This window comes from Pseudomonas sp. HK3, assembly GCF_052920985.1.
This window is the reverse complement of sequence record NZ_JBREXD010000001.1, coordinates 707,463-724,220: the sequence shown is the minus strand read 5'-3', so window position 1 is coordinate 724,220 and position 16,758 is coordinate 707,463. Positions and strand designations below refer to the sequence as shown.

Below are 16,758 nucleotides of genomic sequence, written 5' to 3'. Positions count from 1 at the left end.
CCATTAAATAATGGGGGCTTATTTTTTCAGAATTCTTAACGCCTTAAGCAATCAATTAAGACTCGCGATAAATTCCCATGATTTTTTCACTGATAATATTTTTCACACCTTGGCGCTCTAAGCTCGATAAATTCGATAGCGCACCTAAACGTAAGCGGTGTAAGTGCAAGCAAGGCATTTCAGAGTCAAACTCACGTAAGTCTCCTTTCTTTAACACAGGTAAAAAAGGATCGTTACCCTGGAAGCGTTTTAAAATTTGACGCAAACCTTCCTTAAATGGAATAGGGATTGAGCGAACATTTTTGCCTTTTTGCGTAATCACAATATATAAGCCAGAGCGATTAATGGTTTCTCCTGGAATAATGTGCAAACCAGTGGCCTGTACCGCGTCCGCTGGAACATGGTTAAAGGTGTCATGAAACGCATAAGGGTCGGGTAATACGACCATGTTTCTGTTTTGGTCTTCAGGGAAGAAAATATTGTAGTTGGTGTAAAGCTGATTAACAGTAGGCGAAAAGACACATAGCTTATTTTCAAAGCGTTTAACAAAGTCAGCGGCCCGTTGTTGTTGGGATATATGCTCCAATCCCCAAACGAGATCAGAATTGTTCATATCCTGGTGTACTGCATAACCCATAAAAACCTCCAGGGCACGCCCAATGCGTGTTGATCCATGAACCTAGTATTGCTCAAACCATGTGCCATGACTGTGATGCTTTGGTGACTAAGCGTTTAGAGGTACAGCATATTTGTTAACGCAGGGTAATGCGGTGATGTGAATCACGGCCAAACTGAGAGCCAGTCGTGATTTTGTTGAAAAAATAAGCAATCTTATATGATTAAGTTCTTTCAGGGATAATATTTAACCCGCAAAGTTTGGTCACCAAGCTGCTTAATAGGCGCCACGAGTCGTCTTTTAATAAACCTTTACTCGCCAGATCCACTTGCTTACAAATTGTTAAGCTTTGTTGCACGGCCGTTACATTTAAACGACGTGCGGCGCCTTTTATTTGGGTTTGTTTTTTTGGCCAAAACACTTTGAGCTGTTGCAGTGCTTTGTCGTCAGGGGTACCTGATTGGGTTAGCTGCATAAAGGATAATAGCTGGCGGATGTCGTTGGTTAAAATAGCCAGAGGCTGTAAGGCGTGAATACCTTCGCCTTGTAATGTACTTAGTATGTGAAGGCTACGTGCGGTATCGCCTTTAAAGGCGGACTCAGAGAGCGCAAATACATCATAACGACTGGCATCTCCCACCGCCGCTTCAATGTGCTCAGCGCTGATTTGCTCAAGGCCAAGCATTTTTAGTTTTTCGATCTCTTGTGCACCGGCAAGTAAGTTACCATCGGTGCGATCCGCCAGTAGCGCAAGTGCATCACGATCTGCCTTCATGCCCTGTTGGCGCATTCGGTTGGCTAACCAACTTGGCAGTTGATTACGCTCAATGGGCCAGTGCTGAATAAAGGCCCCTATTTGATCAAGTGTTTTAAACCATTTGCTATTAGTGGCCGACTTATCCATTTTGGGTAGTTGCAATATCACAATGTTATCTGGGTTCGGGTTGGCGAATAGCTCTATTAAGGCTTTGCCCCCTTGGTCACCGGGTTTGCCACTGACAATGCGTATTTCGATTAACTTACGCGATGAAAATAATGATAAAGCATTTGCTGCTTCAAGCAGCTCGCCCCATTTGAAGTTACCTTCTACATGATGCACTTCGCGTTCATCAAAGCCTTGTGCCTTGACGGCGGTACGAATTTGATCGCATATTTCTTGTTCTAATAAAGGCTCATCGCCACTGACAATATAGAGTGGCTTGAGTTCTTTTTGTAAGTGCTGTGTAAGTTGTTCGGGTTTTAAGCGCAAAATTAATCAGCCTGTTTAGGTTGAAGCTTGATGGCTTTTAAACGCAACAAAACATTATAAGCATTGTACTGTTTCATCTCGCGACGCAGGTTTTGCTCTTCTTGTGCTTTACCAATTTCAGCGCTGGCGTCGTATTGCAGCGTGCGATAATTGGTAATGTTAATTTCTTCGCTGACCGCGTTACCCTTTTCATCAAGTAACTCAAAGCTTAAGCTTTGTGTTAACTCGTATTCGCTGGCTTTTGCATTGGGTGTCACACTTAATACTCGACGATCACCACTTTCACTTAAAATTTTCAATGTGTAAGGGGCATCTTCAGCAAGAGTAACGCCGTTGCTGAGTAAAGATTGGCGAATCAAACTCTGTGTTAATGGTTCAGCGGTTTGCGCATCTAAATTTAAAATACGCAGGGCAACGGGCAAGTTAACCTGACCGCGTAAGTGAAAACCACAAGCTGAAAGAAAAACAAACAGGGAAGCTAAAAATGTGATTTTTAATTTTTGCATGGTTCTTCTTTTTTCTAAGTGAGTATTTCAATTAGCGTTTTCAGTCATGTTCTAATAGGGTAAAAGCTTATAAGAGACTTCAGGTTTACGCGAGTAAATGAGGTCTTACAATCAAACTTTCAACCCATTAATAACAAATGAGCTAGCTGGTTTTTAGTTTGCTACGATATTGACTAATTTACCGGGTACATAAATTTCTTTACGTACGGTATTGCCGTCCAAAAATTTCTGCACATTGGCATCGGCTTTTGCTGCTGCAATGGCACTGTCTTTATCTATATTGGCTGGGACTTCTAGCTTACAACGTACTTTGCCATTTACCTGAACCACAATGGTGATGCTGTCACGCACAAGCGCTTCTTCATCCACTTCTGGCCATGGTGCATCAAGCACTAGGTCATCGTTGCCCAACTCTTTCCATAATTGATGACACATGTGTGGTGCGATTGGCGCTAACATTTTAACCATGACCACTAAGCCTTCTTTTAGCACCGCACGGTTTTGTTCGTCGTCTTTATTTAATTTTAGTAATGTATTGGTTAATTCCATTACCGCTGCAATTGCAGTATTAAACGCATGACGGCGAGCAATGTCGTCGCTGACTTTTTGAATGGTTTCATGTGTCTTACGACGAGCGGCTTTTTGTTCATCGTTTAAAGCCTCTTTATTTAATGATGCAATTTCACCGCCATTCACTAACTCAGCAGCTAAGCGCCAAACACGTTGTAAGAACTTTTGCGCCCCTTGTACGCCAGCATTTGACCATTCTAAAGATTGCTCTGGCGGCGCTGCGAACATCGTGTATAACCGCACAACGTCAGCGCCGTAGATATCGATGGCTTCTTGTGGGTCAACACCATTGTTTTTTGACTTAGACATTTTAATCATGCCTTCGTGGTTCAGCTCGTTATTGTCATAACGGGCTTTCACTACACGGCCTTTATCATCACGGTCTAATGTAACGTCAGTAGGGTTAACCCATTCTTTGCCGCCGTTTTCATTTTGGTAACTAAAGGCATCGGCCAATACCATGCCTTGGCACAGTAAACTTTTAAATGGTTCATTACCTTTTACAAGACCAGCGTCACGCAATAACTTATGGAAAAAACGGGCGTATAACAAATGCAATATTGCGTGTTCGATACCGCCAATATATTGGTCTACGGGTAGCCAGTAGTTGGCTTCTTCTGGGTTGACCATCTGCGTGTCATCTTGCGGTGAGCAATAGCGCGCGTAGTACCAAGAGCTTTCCATGAACGTATCAAATGTATCGGTTTCACGGAACGCTTGTTCGCCACCAAATTCGATGTTTTCAAAATCGGGGTTGTTTTTGATTGGGCTGTTTACCCCATCCATAACAACGTCAGTTGGCAAAACAATCGGTAGCATGTCTTCTGGTGCGGTGACTTGTTCGCCGTTTTGTTTGTTGATCATAGGGACTGGGGTGCCCCAGTAGCGCTGACGGCTAACGCCCCAATCGGTTAGGCGGTAGTTGGTTTTGGTTTTCCCTTTGCCCAATTGCGTTAACTTATAGGCAATGGCTTTGAATGCCTTGCTAAAATTAAGGCCATCAAACTCACCTGAATTAATCAGTTTGCCTTTTTCTGTGTAAGCGGCTTCTGCCACATCGAAGTCGGTAGGTGCTTCAATGACTTGATTAATTTCAAGGCCATACTTCTTGGCAAATTCGAAGTCACGCTGATCATGCGCTGGTACGGCCATCACCGCGCCCGTGCCGTAACCCATTAATACAAAGTTAGCGACCCAGATAGGCACTTCTTTGCCAGAGATAGGGTGGATGGCGGTTAAACCAGTGGCGCACCCTTTTTTCTCCATGGTGGCAATTTCGGCTTCGGCGGTGCCGCCTAATTTACACTCTTCAATAAATGCGGTTAGCTTGTCATTGCCTTTGGCCGATTCAATTGCCAATGGGTGGCCCGCTGCAACGGCAAGATAGCTGACGCCCATTAATGTATCTGGGCGAGTGGTATAAATATCCACGGTGCCTTCTTGATCCTTAAGATCAAAGCTCATCTCAACGCCTTGGCTTTTGCCAATCCAGTTGCGTTGCATGGCTTTTACTTTCTCAGGCCATTCGTCTAATTGATCAAGGTCGTCGAGTAATTCTTCGGCATAGTCGGTAATACGAATGAACCACTGCGGAATTTCTTTGCGTTCAATCGGGGTGTCACAACGCCAGCAGCAGTTGTCGATAACTTGCTCGTTAGCCAATACGGTTTGATCGTGAGGGCACCAGTTGACAGCAGAGACCTTCTTATACGCTAGGCCTTTGTCGACCAATTTGGTAAAGAACCACTGCTCCCAACGATAATATTCAGGCTTGCAGGTCGCGAGCTCGCGATCCCAGTCATAACCAAAGCCTAAGCTGTTTAGCTGGTCTTTCATGTAGGCGATGTTTTCATCGGTCCACTTGCCAGGGGCGGTTTTGTTTTTGATCGCCGCATTTTCAGCTGGCAGGCCAAACGCATCCCAGCCCATAGGCTGCATCACGTTTTTACCTTGCATGCGTTGGTAGCGAGAGATGACATCGCCAATGGTGTAGTTACGCACGTGGCCCATGTGAAGACGGCCACTAGGGTAAGGGAACATAGACAGGCAGTAGAATTTTTCACGGTTGCTATCGACAACGGCTTTAAAGACTTTGTTCTCGGTCCAAAATTGCTGAACGGAGGACTCGATTTCGCTAGGGATATATTGATCTTGCATGGTGCTGTTATTCTGCCTATTGAAATAGCGTAAGAGCTATCAAAATGATTAAGAAATTTGCCACTAAGGATACCTCAAATCTCCCCTGAAGACCTAGTAAATATAGGGGTAAGTTGTCCCTTTTGGACTAGGCCACGTTGGATATTACCTTGAACTTAAGGGGCTATCTTCTAATCTCAAGGGATATTCAGAGTAAACGGAATACATCATGGATTGGTGGTCAAAATTGGGCCTGCGCTGGAAGCTTCAAATTGGGTTCATTGCCGTGACAGCGATTACGACGCTTTTTAATCGTTTTTTGGCGTTTCATGAGCTGCAAAATATGATCGATATTGCCAGTGCTCAAAACGTATCGACAGAGACGATAGCCCTGATGGTTCAGTCACGCAGTGACTTCATTTTTAATAGTATTTGGGAGTCAGGCCTTGAATTTACCATTCAGTTTTTGGTGATAGGGTTTGTTGCCACCTTATTTATTAAACCTTTTAAAGGGTTAATTAGAGCGCTGCGTAAAGTAGAGAAAGGTGATTTAACCATTACTGTTGAGAGGCGCAGTGAAGATGAGGTGGGGCAATTGGCAAGCCATTTTAATTCAATGGTTAAACGTTTAAATGAAGTGCTGGCTAATGCTGACTCCAGTGCGCGATATATGCGTCAAAGCGCTTATCAAATCACGGAAGTGAGCCGCAGCATTGCAGGGCAGTCTGCAAAAGAAAAGTCCAAATTCAAAGATGTCAGTGAAGTTATTTTTCAGCTTCATGAAATTAGTTCGAACATTCAATTACTAGCGGATGATTCTCGAAAAACGGCGGATAAGGGCAAACAGGCCGCGCTTTCTAGTAAGCAGGTCGTGCAAAAAAGCGTCGAAGATATGGCCGGTATTCAAGAGAAAGTAAAAACCGCATCTGTACAAGTTGAGGCACTGGATACCACTGCGGGTGAAATAGCAGAGATAATTGGTACGATCAGTGGGATAGCTGATCAAACAAACTTGTTAGCATTAAATGCTGCGATTGAAGCGGCCCGAGCAGGGGAGCAAGGGCGAGGGTTTGCGGTGGTTGCTGATGAGGTCAGGGGTTTGGCAGAAAAAACAAGCCAAAGCTCTGAACAGATCAACGCCATTATTAATAACCTAACCCGTAATGTAAAAGAAGTCGGGATCTCCATGGGTGGGGTGGTTGATCAGGTTCAAACTAACGCTGAGTCTGCAAGAGATACGGCAAATGAAATTGACCAAGCTGCAAGCCACATCATGATATCGGCACAAAATGCTCAGAAAATTGATGAAATAAGCTCACAACAACTCTCTCGATTTACCCAGCTTGAAAGTGCCATGGAAGGATTGTTAGAAACATTGGAGCAAAATACATCGAAAGTGGCCAATACTAATAACATCGCAGAGTCACTACTCACACTAACTCAAACATTATCGGAATTGATTAACCATTTTAAAATCAAGAAGTCGGACGTTATTGATATTAATGAACCTGAAGAAGATGACCGCCGTGAGCATCGCAGAATACAATCTCACTTTTTGGTGCGTGTTGAGATTGATGATGTGTGGGAAGACGCATACTGTGAAAACATCAGTTTTACCGGTATGAAAATATTACTCAATCGTGAGATAGAGTCGGATGACAACGTTGATATTTCGTTGATGTTGCCAAAAGAAGATTTACAAGAATACCGTAACCAAGCGCCTATGCGTTTGAAAGCCAGAGTACAGCATATGCGTAATGAAAAAGATGGTTTTGTTTATGGTATGCAATTTCGCAATATGAGTGATGAGCAAACGCAAATGCTGAAGCAAGCCATCGACTTCATCGAAATGACGTAAGCAAAAATTGTGGTCTGCGTTTCAAACGGCAGGTGACGTAAGCATAAAAAATCATTTAATACTCAAAGGGTGTTATGAATGCTCATTTTAAGCGTTAAATAATCTATTTATCGAGGCCTAGGTTTATATGGGTTCTTCATATTATTCATCATTTGATAGAGGCAAAAACGGCGTAGGCTGTCTATGGTTTGATTACCTATAAGACAGTTGAGGCTTAACATGAAAACGTTTCCAGTCGCTGCGGTTGTGAGTGTAATCGCTATTACTACCGCTTGTTCATCCGGTTCGAGCAGCTCAGGGTCGGCAGATTCAACAGTTAGTTTAAGTGGTTCAGCAGCGCTGCCTGAGCAAATGTCCCTAGTGACCGCTCAAGATGAAAGTACAATCTCAGGTTCATCGTTTATCGCCACCCGAAGTGCAACCGGTGCCAAAGCAATAGCCGACACCTCCAGTTTATCCGCTACCAGTGATTATGTTGTAGCCAAGCAGAACGTGTACGTTTGGCTTGATGCGGTCGAGCCCATCAGCTTCATTGATAGCTTGCTGTGCTTTACTAATCAATCACAACCTTTATCAATGAAGGATCAAGGAAACTACATCAGCTGGAATGACGCCAGTCGCTGCTTTGAAGACAAAGGAGGGGAAGGGGGTGATGATTCGCAGGGCAGTGGCGAGCAAGTACAGCAATTTGTCACAATAGTAGGCAACAGTGCTCAAGCGTCAGCGTCTGCGCCACTTATCTATCGTGGTTGGGTAGAAGATTACGCCGGACAGTCAGGTGAAGGTGGTGGGCCAGATGCCATTTTATTACTCGGAGAAGTACGACAAACCCCCACTGACGACAACCCATTTGGTGAGTTCACGTTGACCTATGGTTTATTACCATCAGTGACCTCTGCGCAAGCTGACAATCAGGGATTTGGTGAAGTCACTTCAACGGCTGCATCGGGTGGCGGTGCCAGTTTTACACTTTATCAAACTGATTCAGATGAAGATAACAGCGTGACGGTTGAATGTACGACGACGGCCTCGGTCGACTATAACGAGTCGACCCAAACGGGTTTAGCGCGTACGGGGCAAAACTGTGTTGAAGCGGATACGGGTAACCTTCCTGCGTTTCATGACAATGCCGCTTTTGCGTTGGCGGTTAACAGTGATTTTGTGCATATGGGTAAGGCTGCCAGTTATACCGAAATTGATGCCGGAACCTTTGATAGCCAAGTTTGTTTAGCGCGTGATGAGTTCAACAGTGTGGTATGGAATTATTCACTTTATAATAAAGCGGATGGTTCTGAAGTCGCGATTAACTCAGGCATGCAAATTAAAGTCGATAGTGATGGTGATGGTACAGGTACGGACTCAAATGGTTTTGAAAATTGGGGCAATGTAGGATATTGGGGCTCTTGGCGTGAAGACGGCCAAAGCTTTGCCAATGGTGAAACGGTCCAACAAGCCAAATTTGATGACACTGTGGGCGCTAATTTTACGGTAAAAGTTGCACCTGGTCGGTTAATCAAAAACTCAGTTGATGCCATTAACTTATCAGATTTAGACGGTGTTACATTTTCAACCTGGTTATTTGAGGGGGATACATTCTTGCTGACAGGAGCGACTAACTTTAATGGTGATTCAGATAGCACCGATGGGTTAGAAGTCATACTCGAAGCCAACAGTGGGAATAATGGTTTTGAGGTCACAGGACTTCGTGGTTTCAGCGATGGGCAAGAAACCATTACACCTGTTAGCCCTGCAGTTGCGGTGCCGTTAAATACGGATGTGGTGTTGAACATGTGGTCGCGTCAGCTAGGAGGTAATGTTCGTTATTTATCGGGCGCATCTAAAATTCGCTTCTTTACTCGAAGCTTTGTCGACGGTGGTGAAACGGATTCAGGCGAGCTGTTTGCGTCTGCTGCTTCTGTGACGTTGAAGTGCTTTGATCGTTGTTTGGATGTCAACATAGCGGCCAGTGATGTCACCAGTAGTGCCAATCAAAGTGATGTATTTAGAAGTAACGCGGAGGCCACGACTCAAGACTATACCTTTGCTCAGACGGACCTGACCTTAAAAATTGGCACGGATGCGGTTAAATATGCAAGTGGTGTCACCAAAGACAATGTTGAAGACTCGCAGTATTGGAATTGGGGATTAAACAGCGGTCCTATGATTTCGAGTACTGTTGCAACGGCGAATAGCATCACAACGCGTGCTAACTTATATTCCAAAATTGAAGATGGCTCCGTAACCGAGTTTTATGTGTGGGAAACGGGTCTGGAGCATTGGCAGCAGCAAACAGTGCTAATTGATGGCAGTAACGATGTGGTGTCGTTTGATAAACCGATTACCATCAAATATACCCATGCGACTGTGAATGATCGTAATGGCGACGCAGCACAAAATGGTAAGGTCTTCTTGCTTGAGTATGGCGGTAAAGGCCAGTTGTGGGGGTTGCCATCTGAACAAGATAATAATCGTTGGGGCCCAGTGATTAACTTGAAAGACGCGACCATCTTGGGCGCCTCCAATCAGTACATTATTAAAGCGAACGATGTGGAACAACGCATGCAAACCGTCGCCAGTAGCAATTGTACGAGCTTGCCACTCACGGCACCGAGTCAATCGGTTCCTACTGGTATCACTGGGGATGTGTTCAATATTGGCACTATGCCAGATATCAGCGATGAACCTCCGTCAGTGGTTGACGGTGAGTTGACCGAATAACCTCTCGTAGGCTGATTACAAGACATAAGCACCGCCTACGGGTGGTGCTTTTTTTGTATTTGCTGGCTGAGTTGCCTATTCGGTCAGAAAAATTGATCTGAGTCAGCGAATTCATCTTACATATAGATCTGTTAATTTAAGTCATTGAAATAGGCAGGATAGCTCTGTAACTTCCCTCTCTTTTTGGTGAGTAGTGAATATGTTCAAAGCTATTGATATGGCTAAGTGGTTATTGTGCTGCCTAAGTATGCTGTGTGCCGATGTGTGGGCAGATGACTATGAAAAAATGGTTGAACAAATGGATGCCATTAAAGCCAACCAAGTGGAGTATCAAATAGCCTTAGAAGAGGGCAAAGACCGCTCCATGTTGTGTGGCTATTGTCATGGCAAAGACGGCAACAGTGTAAAGCCAGATATCCCAAACTTAGCGGGTCAAAACACAGAATACTTATTGAAGCAGTTTCAATTGTTTGCCACAGGTGAGCGCAAAAGTTACGTCATGCAGCAATTGGCACGTTCTCTTAAAAATGAAGAAAAGGTCAATATGGTGTTGTATTTCGGCGCTCAAAAAATACGACCACAAGAAGGCATTGTGACCTCAGCTAAGGGTAAGGCACGATATGATAGCTTGTGCATGGCGTGCCATGGCACCGATGGTCGAGGGGACCATGAGTTACCTCGTCTTGCGGGACAAAAGAAAGGGTTTTTGATCAAAACACTAAAAGGCTTTAAAGAAGGTAAGGCGGCACGTGCAACCTCACCTATGGTTAATATCATGAAAGTCGTTGACGAAAGCGAAATTGAGCCCTTGGCAGATTACATTGCCACCATGCCTTAGTGCATGGCTTAAGGTATACTGCGCTCTTTTTTAGTGGGTTTGAACATGGTTATAGAAGGCAATTCAGACATTATTGTTCGGTGTGAGTTTTTCACCGACACCAAAGCGGGACAATGCCAATGGTTGACGTTTCGTAACGGTTTTGTGCTGGTGATTCATCAGTCTTTTATGGCGTTGTATAAAGATGTTCAATCAATCAATGACCCGTTAGGCAACGGCTTAAAAGTCATGGTCGATATCCCACAAGAACACACATTACAACTGACCGAACATGGTTTTGTACAAGAGTTTAGTGCTGGGTTTGTTGGGCTGGTGGATGATAAGGCGATTTTAATTACGCCTAATGATATCCAGTTGTTCGTGCATAAGTTAGATGCATTGCATAACAGAAATGAAATCGTCCGTTTACAATTGAATTAATTTTTATTGCACAGACAAAGCAAAAACGCCCATAAAGGAAACTTTATGGGCGTTTTTTTATGCTTGGTTTTGAGTGATTTTATTGGGCCAAAAGCGTGACTGACGAAGCCTGATCACTGCTAAAGTTAGCCAGCTAAATAATAATACAGGCCAACTGCCCCATATATTAAAGGGAGTATTGCCGGTCATTACTTTTGCATTGGCTTGTAATACGCCGTATTCAAATTGAGGCAGTCTACTCACCACTTGCCCTTTATTATCAATTAATGCGGTGATGCCTGTGTTGGTACTGCGTAATAAATAGCGGCCATTTTCTAAGGCGCGCATACGCGCGATAGCAAAATGCTGTAGCGGGCCAATACTATGGCCAAACCAAGCGTCATTACTAATCGTAATCAGTAATCCGGAATCTTTAGCAAAACTTGCCACATGATCAGGGTAAACAATATCGTAACAAATGAACGGCGCAATATCGTATTTAAGTTTCTCGCTGTTGACGTGAAGTGGTGCTTGATCCGTCTTACCTGCTAAAAAGTCAGACATGGGGATATTAAAAAACGTTAATAGCCCACGCCAGCTTTGTGGCAGAGGTACGTACTCCCCAAAGGGAACAAGCTTTTGTTTGTGGTATAAACCGCTGCTTTCACCGAGTGCTAAAATACTGTTGTGATAGACACCAGGCATTTCTTCGGTTTGGTTTTGTTGATACGGAATGCCAGTAATCACTGACGTATTATGTTTTTTACCCTCGGTATTTAAATATTTTAAATACTCTTTTGCTTGGTGATGCAAAACGGTAATCGCAGTTTCTGGCCAAAGAATGACATCGGCATCCCATTGTTTTTCACTGGCGACGCGGTATTTTTCTAGGGTTGGATAAATTTCTTCTGGTAGCCATTTTCGTTCTTGGCTAATGTTACCCTGAATCGCAACGACACTGATGTCGCCTTCGGCTGCGGGTTGTGTCCAGTTAATGTGGCTAATGGCAAAGCCTAGTAGCCAAGGACTTGTTAGTATTGCTAAGCCGGACTTATATTGCGTTTTCCATTGCCAGTCTATTATGAACGTCGCGCTTACTGCCATGATAAGACCAATACCGTATACACCAAAAACAGGGGCGAAGCCTGCAAGTGGTGTATCAATATGGGCATCGCCTAAAAATAGCCAAGGAAAGCCCCCTAAAAACCAGCTGCGTAGCCACTCGAATAAAATCCATGTAATGGCAAAGCTTAAATAAGGTAATGAGTTGGCGCTGAGCCATTTTTGATGGCAGTAGGTCATTAATGCAAAAAACCAAGCAAGACCCGCTACGAAAAATAACGTCATTAAAAACGCGAGTGGGGCGGGTGTGTGGCTATAAACATGAATGCTGACATAAACCCAGCTTACGCCAGAGGCAAACACACCAAGGCCATACCACCAGCCGCGCCATAATGCTTGTTTAGCGGTTAAGTCTTTAAGAGAAAGATAAAGCAGTGCGACGGAAAGAATTTGCGCAGGCCAAAAATTATAAGGCGCAAAACTAAACGGTAAGAGTGCACCGATCATAAGTGCAAAAAAATGGCCTAGAAACCCAGGCCGTTTTATCCATGCTAAAGCAAAACCCATCAGTATTATTCTTCTTGTTTCGTTTTTGTGACTTGTAATAAATGAATTTGACGGTTGTTACCGTTTGCCACTTTAAAGACATAGTGACCAATGGTGATGCTTTCGTCGCATTCAGGGAGACGTCCAAATTTACCCATGACAATGCCGCCGATGGTATCAAATTCGAAATCTTCAAACTGCGTACTAAATGAATCATTAAAATCTTGAATAGGCGTTAATGCTTTTACCATGAAAGTATCATCGCTGACTTGTTTGATGAAGGTGTCTTCTTCGTCAAAGTCATGCTCATCTTCAATGTCACCCACAATTTGCTCAAGTACGTCTTCGATGGTGACAAGACCTGCGATGCCACCGTATTCATCAATAACAATGGCCATGTGGTTACGCGTCGCGCGGAACTCTTTTAACAAAACATTAAGACGTTTACTTTCTGGCACAAACGTCACCGGGCGCAAAATTTCTTTTACCCGAAAATGGTCGGTGTTTTGCTCAAGCACAAGATTAAGTAAATCTTTGGCTAGCAAAATACCCAGCACTTCATCGTCGTTTTCGCCTACCACTGGGAATCGTGAGTGAGCACTTTCAATAATGAGCGGTAAAAAATCTTTTGGTTTTTGGTCGGATTTGACGAATGCCATTTGCGAGCGAGGAATCATAATCTCGCGCACTTGCATGTCAGCCACCTGAATGGCGCCTTCCATGATAGACAAGGCATCGCTGTCGACCAGCTGACGCTCTTCTGCGTCCCTTAGGATATGTTTGATTTCGTTGCGGCTTTTCGGGTCCCCTGAAAATAGGCGTAGACTTTCTAGCCAGCTAAACAGGGACTTTCTCTGTCGGTCTTGGTTCATATATCAATCATTGATCAAGTAAGGGTCGGCAATCTCTAGACGCGCTAGAATTTGTCGTTCAAGGTTTTCCATAATCTCGGCTTCTTCGTCCTTTATATGGTCGTAACCTAATAAATGCAAGCAGCCATGTACGACCATATGGGCAAAATGGTCGTTAAATGTCTTGTTTTGTAGGTGTGCTTCAGCCGCTACCACGGGGACGCAAATTACTAAGTCGCCGATTAAGTGGTCTATTTCATCAACCCCTTCAAGTTCAGGTGGCATCTCGAACGGGAAAGACAATACATTAGTTGGCTTGTCTTTACCGCGATATTCGCCATTCAGTTGCTGACTTTCTGCGTTATCCACAAGGCGGATGCTGAGTTCTGTTTCTTGTTTGAAGTCTGTTATGGCCGTTTGAGCCCATAATGTCAGTACTTCATCAGATGGCAAGGGTGTGTGTTCACTTGCAATCTGAATGTCCACATCAATCATTTGAGGTGTCCTGTTTGGTTTGCTGGTCAGCTTCTTTTTGAGCGGCTAGTTTTGCATCGTGTGCGTCATAGGCGTCGACAATACGTTGCACCAATGGATGGCGTACCACATCTTTATTCGCAAAGTGGGTAAAACCAATGCCTTCGACCTCTTTCAGAATATTGATGATGTGGCCTAAACCTGAACGGGTGCCTCGGGGTAAATCCACTTGAGTGATATCACCCGTGATGACCGCTTTTGAGCCAAAGCCAATTCGGGTTAAAAACATCTTCATTTGTTCTGGGGTGGTGTTTTGGCTTTCATCCAAAATCACGTAGCAGTTACTTAACGTACGGCCACGCATGTACGCCAATGGAGCTATTTCAATAACATTCTTTTCTTGCAGTTTAATGACTTGCTCGTAACCCAGCATGTCGTGCAGCGCATCATATAAAGGGCGTAAATAAGGGTCGATTTTTTGTGACAAATCACCCGGTAAGAAACCAAGCTTTTCGCCTGCTTCAACCGCAGGGCGTACCAATAATATTTTTTGCACATCATCACGCAATAATGCTTCTACTGCGCAGGCAACGGCTAAATAGGTCTTCCCTGTACCGGCGGGGCCTATGCCAAAATTCACATCATGTTGATGGATCGCACGGACATACTTTTGCTGGTTTGGACCACGAGGTTTGATGATCAGTTTTGGTGTGCGGATGACGATCGGTTTATACGACCCTTCGGTGTGTTCTTTTTTGTAGGCGATTTCGATATCGGCTTCTTGCAATAGCAAGTGAATAAGATCTTTGCGAATCTCTGTGCCGTTGTGGGTTTCACGATACAAGCGCTGAATGATTTCACTGGCGTGATCAACACCCTGGGCGCCACCGGCAAGCTTAAAATGATTGCCGCGATTAAAGATGCGAACATTAAAATGGCTGGCAACTTGTTTGATGTGACTATCGAGATCGCCGCATAAGTTGGCCAGACGACGTGCGTCATCTGGCTCTAAGCGAAATTCGGTTTGAGCTGTGTGTGGCTTTTCAGCGCTAACGGTTGTCATTCAGTAATGGGTTCTCTTGTATGTCGTGTTAATTAGAACACGCCTTCATCAAGCACGGCGTGTCCATAAAGACTATTAGTATAGGCTTCTTCAATTTTCACTTTAACAAACTTTCCAATCAAATTGTGATCATCGCTGTGAAAGTAAACGGAACGGTTATTTTCAGAACGGCCCATTAGCTTACCAGGGTCTTTAGTGGACACGCTGACCACTAAGATGGTTTCAATTTTGCCAACCATGCGACGGCCAATTTGTTGGGCATTTTGAATGATACGATCTTGTAATATCGCTAGACGTTTTTTCTTTACGTCTTCAGGGGTGTTGTCTTCAAGCTCAGAGGTCTGGTGTGCCAGGGCGCTTGCTATAGACAAAACTGAATGAGGTATCGAAGCCAATTTCATGAATTAAATTCATGGTATCTTGGAAGTCATCATCGGTTTCACCCGGAAAGCCAATGATAAAGTCGGAGCTGATACTGATATCAGGGCGTACTTTTCTGATTCGTTTAATTTTATCGATGTACATATCGACTTCGTGACCACGCTTCATAGCCGCTAATATCTTGTTTGAACCGCTCTGCACTGGTAAGTGTAGATGGCTGACAAGTTCAGGGACTTCGGCAAACGCTTGAATCAAACTGTCAGTGAATTCTAAGGGGTTGGATGTGGTAAAACGAATACGGTCGATACCGTCCACTTCGGCTACGTGATGGATTAGCTCGGCTAAGTCCGCGATATCACCGTCGTCTGTTTGACCTTCATAGCAGTTTACGTTTTGGCCAAGAAGGTTGATCTCGCGTACATTTTGATCCGCCAGCTGATGGACTTCTTTCATGACATCATTAAATGGGCGGCTCACTTCTTCACCACGGGTGTAAGGTACCACGCAGAATGTACAGTACTTGCTACAGCCTTCCATGATCGACAAGAACGCACTGCCACCATCCACTTTAGGGGCTGGCAAGTGATCGAATTTTTCGATTTCAGGGAAGGTAACGTCCATTACCGGGATTTTGTTGACGCTAGCATCAACAAATTGCGGCAGTTTGTGCAGCGTTTGCGGGCCAAAAATCATATCTACTTGCGGCGCTCGCTTGCGAATTGCTTCGCCTTCTTGGCTAGCAACACAGCCTCCCACACCAATAATGAGGTTGGGGTTCTTTTTCTTTAGTTTGTTCCAGCGCCCCAGTTGGTGGAAGACTTTCTCTTGGGCTTTCTCGCGGATAGAGCACGTATTGAGCAGGATAACATCGGCTTCTGCTTCGTTATCTGTGATCTCCATGGCATGCGTTTCACCCAGTAAATCAGCCATGCGTGAGCTATCGTACTCATTCATTTGGCAGCCATGGGTTTTAATGAACAACTTTTTCGCCACGGATTAGACCACTCATGCTATGTATTAGGGGCGCGCATTATAAACAAATGTGCAGTTTCTGCCCAGTTTTACCTTGGCTGTCTTTCAGATCGATTGTAGGCAATCTCTTACAAGAACTGTTGTAAAATGCGATATGCATCACAAAATGAGCTGTTAAAATAACCATTATCAGCATTATTGGGTTTTAAGTGTTGAGGACGTAACAACCTAGCATGGAGAGTAGGTAATGAGAGGGTTAGCAATGGAGAACAAAGCAATGCCACAGGATAGTTACCGCTTAAGAGGTGATGGCAGCAATGATGACATTATTCTCCGCCTTGAGGCTGAAATTGATAAGCTTGAGACTCAACTGTCCAGACTACAGGTAGAAGATGCACCCTATCGCTTTAGTCTAATGAAAACCTATCGAACCATGATTGAATCCCGTATCGATTTACTCAATCAAATGCGTTCATAGTTAAAATTCAAATAAAAAAGCCACTTAAAGTTAAGTGGCTT

The 16,758-nt window shown here is 44.2% G+C and carries 13 protein-coding genes and 3 pseudogenes; 7 read left to right on the top strand and 9 right to left on the bottom strand.

The genetic code is table 11. From position 1 onward, the window contains the following. Positions 1-55: 55 nt before the first annotated feature. The 4 genes from ACU6U9_RS03450 to leuS all read right to left on the bottom strand — a co-directional run bounded on the left by ACU6U9_RS03450 (position 56) and on the right by leuS (position 5,098). Positions 56-637 carry a hypothetical protein gene (locus ACU6U9_RS03450; protein WP_446733687.1) on the bottom strand — a complete coding sequence of 194 codons (582 nt, stop codon included), beginning with the start codon at positions 635-637 and terminating at the stop codon, positions 56-58. A 202-nt stretch (positions 638-839) separates the two neighbouring features. Next, the gene (gene holA / locus ACU6U9_RS03445; RefSeq protein ID WP_446733686.1) at positions 840-1,865 is read right to left on the bottom strand and encodes a DNA polymerase III subunit delta; all 1,026 of its coding nucleotides are present in this window, start codon (positions 1,863-1,865) and stop codon (positions 840-842) included. 2 nt (positions 1,866-1,867) lie between these two features. Then, positions 1,868-2,371 (bottom strand): LPS-assembly lipoprotein LptE, encoded by a 504-nt coding sequence (locus ACU6U9_RS03440; protein ID WP_446733685.1) that lies wholly within the window; start codon positions 2,369-2,371, stop codon positions 1,868-1,870. Positions 2,372-2,524: 153 nt separating this feature from the next. Beyond that, entirely contained in the window at positions 2,525-5,098 is a 2,574-nt protein-coding gene (leuS, locus tag ACU6U9_RS03435; RefSeq protein ID WP_446733684.1) for a leucine--tRNA ligase, read from the bottom strand. Positions 5,099-5,306: 208 nt separating this feature from the next. On the opposite strand from leuS, the pseudogene ACU6U9_RS03430 reads away from it, so the two are divergent. The 6 genes and pseudogenes from ACU6U9_RS03430 to ACU6U9_RS03405 form a co-directional block, all read left to right on the top strand. Next, positions 5,307-5,702 (top strand): annotated as a pseudogene (locus tag ACU6U9_RS03430) (HAMP domain-containing protein); the annotation flags it as partial. Continuing rightward, positions 5,694-6,377: pseudogene (locus ACU6U9_RS03425) on the top strand (methyl-accepting chemotaxis protein); the annotation flags it as partial. The pseudogenes ACU6U9_RS03430 and ACU6U9_RS03425, both read left to right, overlap by 9 nt. After that, positions 6,351-6,935, top strand: a complete 585-nt coding sequence (locus ACU6U9_RS03420; protein ID WP_446735050.1) for a PilZ domain-containing protein — start codon at positions 6,351-6,353, stop codon at positions 6,933-6,935. The pseudogene ACU6U9_RS03425 and the gene ACU6U9_RS03420, both read left to right, overlap by 27 nt. 219 nt (positions 6,936-7,154) lie before the next feature. Then, positions 7,155-9,653 carry a hypothetical protein gene (locus ACU6U9_RS03415; protein ID WP_446733683.1) on the top strand — a complete coding sequence of 833 codons (2,499 nt, stop codon included), beginning with the start codon at positions 7,155-7,157 and terminating at the stop codon, positions 9,651-9,653. 199 nt (positions 9,654-9,852) lie between these two features. After that, positions 9,853-10,491, top strand: coding sequence for a c-type cytochrome (locus tag ACU6U9_RS03410; RefSeq protein ID WP_446733682.1), 639 nt, complete (start codon positions 9,853-9,855; stop codon positions 10,489-10,491). A gap of 45 nt (positions 10,492-10,536) precedes the next feature. Then, complete coding sequence (locus ACU6U9_RS03405; protein ID WP_446733681.1) at positions 10,537-10,911, top strand: hypothetical protein; 375 nt, start codon at positions 10,537-10,539, stop codon at positions 10,909-10,911. Positions 10,912-10,968: 57 nt separating this feature from the next. Here the strand turns inward: ACU6U9_RS03405 and lnt are convergent, their stop codons facing one another. From lnt to miaB, 5 genes and pseudogenes are all read right to left on the bottom strand, one after another. Then, complete coding sequence (gene lnt, locus ACU6U9_RS03400; RefSeq protein WP_446733680.1) at positions 10,969-12,519, bottom strand: apolipoprotein N-acyltransferase; 1,551 nt, start codon at positions 12,517-12,519, stop codon at positions 10,969-10,971. Positions 12,520-12,524: 5 nt separating this feature from the next. After that, positions 12,525-13,370: an HlyC/CorC family transporter gene (locus ACU6U9_RS03395; RefSeq protein ID WP_446733679.1), complete on the bottom strand. Its 846-nt coding sequence runs from the start codon at positions 13,368-13,370 to the stop codon at positions 12,525-12,527. Positions 13,371-13,373: 3 nt separating this feature from the next. After that, on the bottom strand, positions 13,374-13,844 hold the full coding sequence (gene ybeY / locus ACU6U9_RS03390) for an rRNA maturation RNase YbeY (RefSeq protein WP_446733678.1): 471 nt from the start codon (positions 13,842-13,844) through the stop codon (positions 13,374-13,376). Further along, positions 13,837-14,886, bottom strand: coding sequence for a PhoH family protein (locus tag ACU6U9_RS03385; RefSeq protein ID WP_446733677.1), 1,050 nt, complete (start codon positions 14,884-14,886; stop codon positions 13,837-13,839). The genes ybeY and ACU6U9_RS03385 overlap by 8 nt, the downstream gene beginning before the upstream one ends. A 32-nt stretch (positions 14,887-14,918) precedes the next feature. Continuing rightward, positions 14,919-16,260 (bottom strand): annotated as a pseudogene (gene miaB, locus ACU6U9_RS03380) (tRNA (N6-isopentenyl adenosine(37)-C2)-methylthiotransferase MiaB). Positions 16,261-16,486: 226 nt separating this feature from the next. On the opposite strand from miaB, the gene ACU6U9_RS03375 reads away from it, so the two are divergent. Continuing rightward, on the top strand, positions 16,487-16,717 hold the full coding sequence (locus tag ACU6U9_RS03375) for a hypothetical protein (RefSeq protein WP_446733676.1): 231 nt from the start codon (positions 16,487-16,489) through the stop codon (positions 16,715-16,717). The last annotated feature ends 41 nt before the right edge of the window (positions 16,718-16,758 follow it).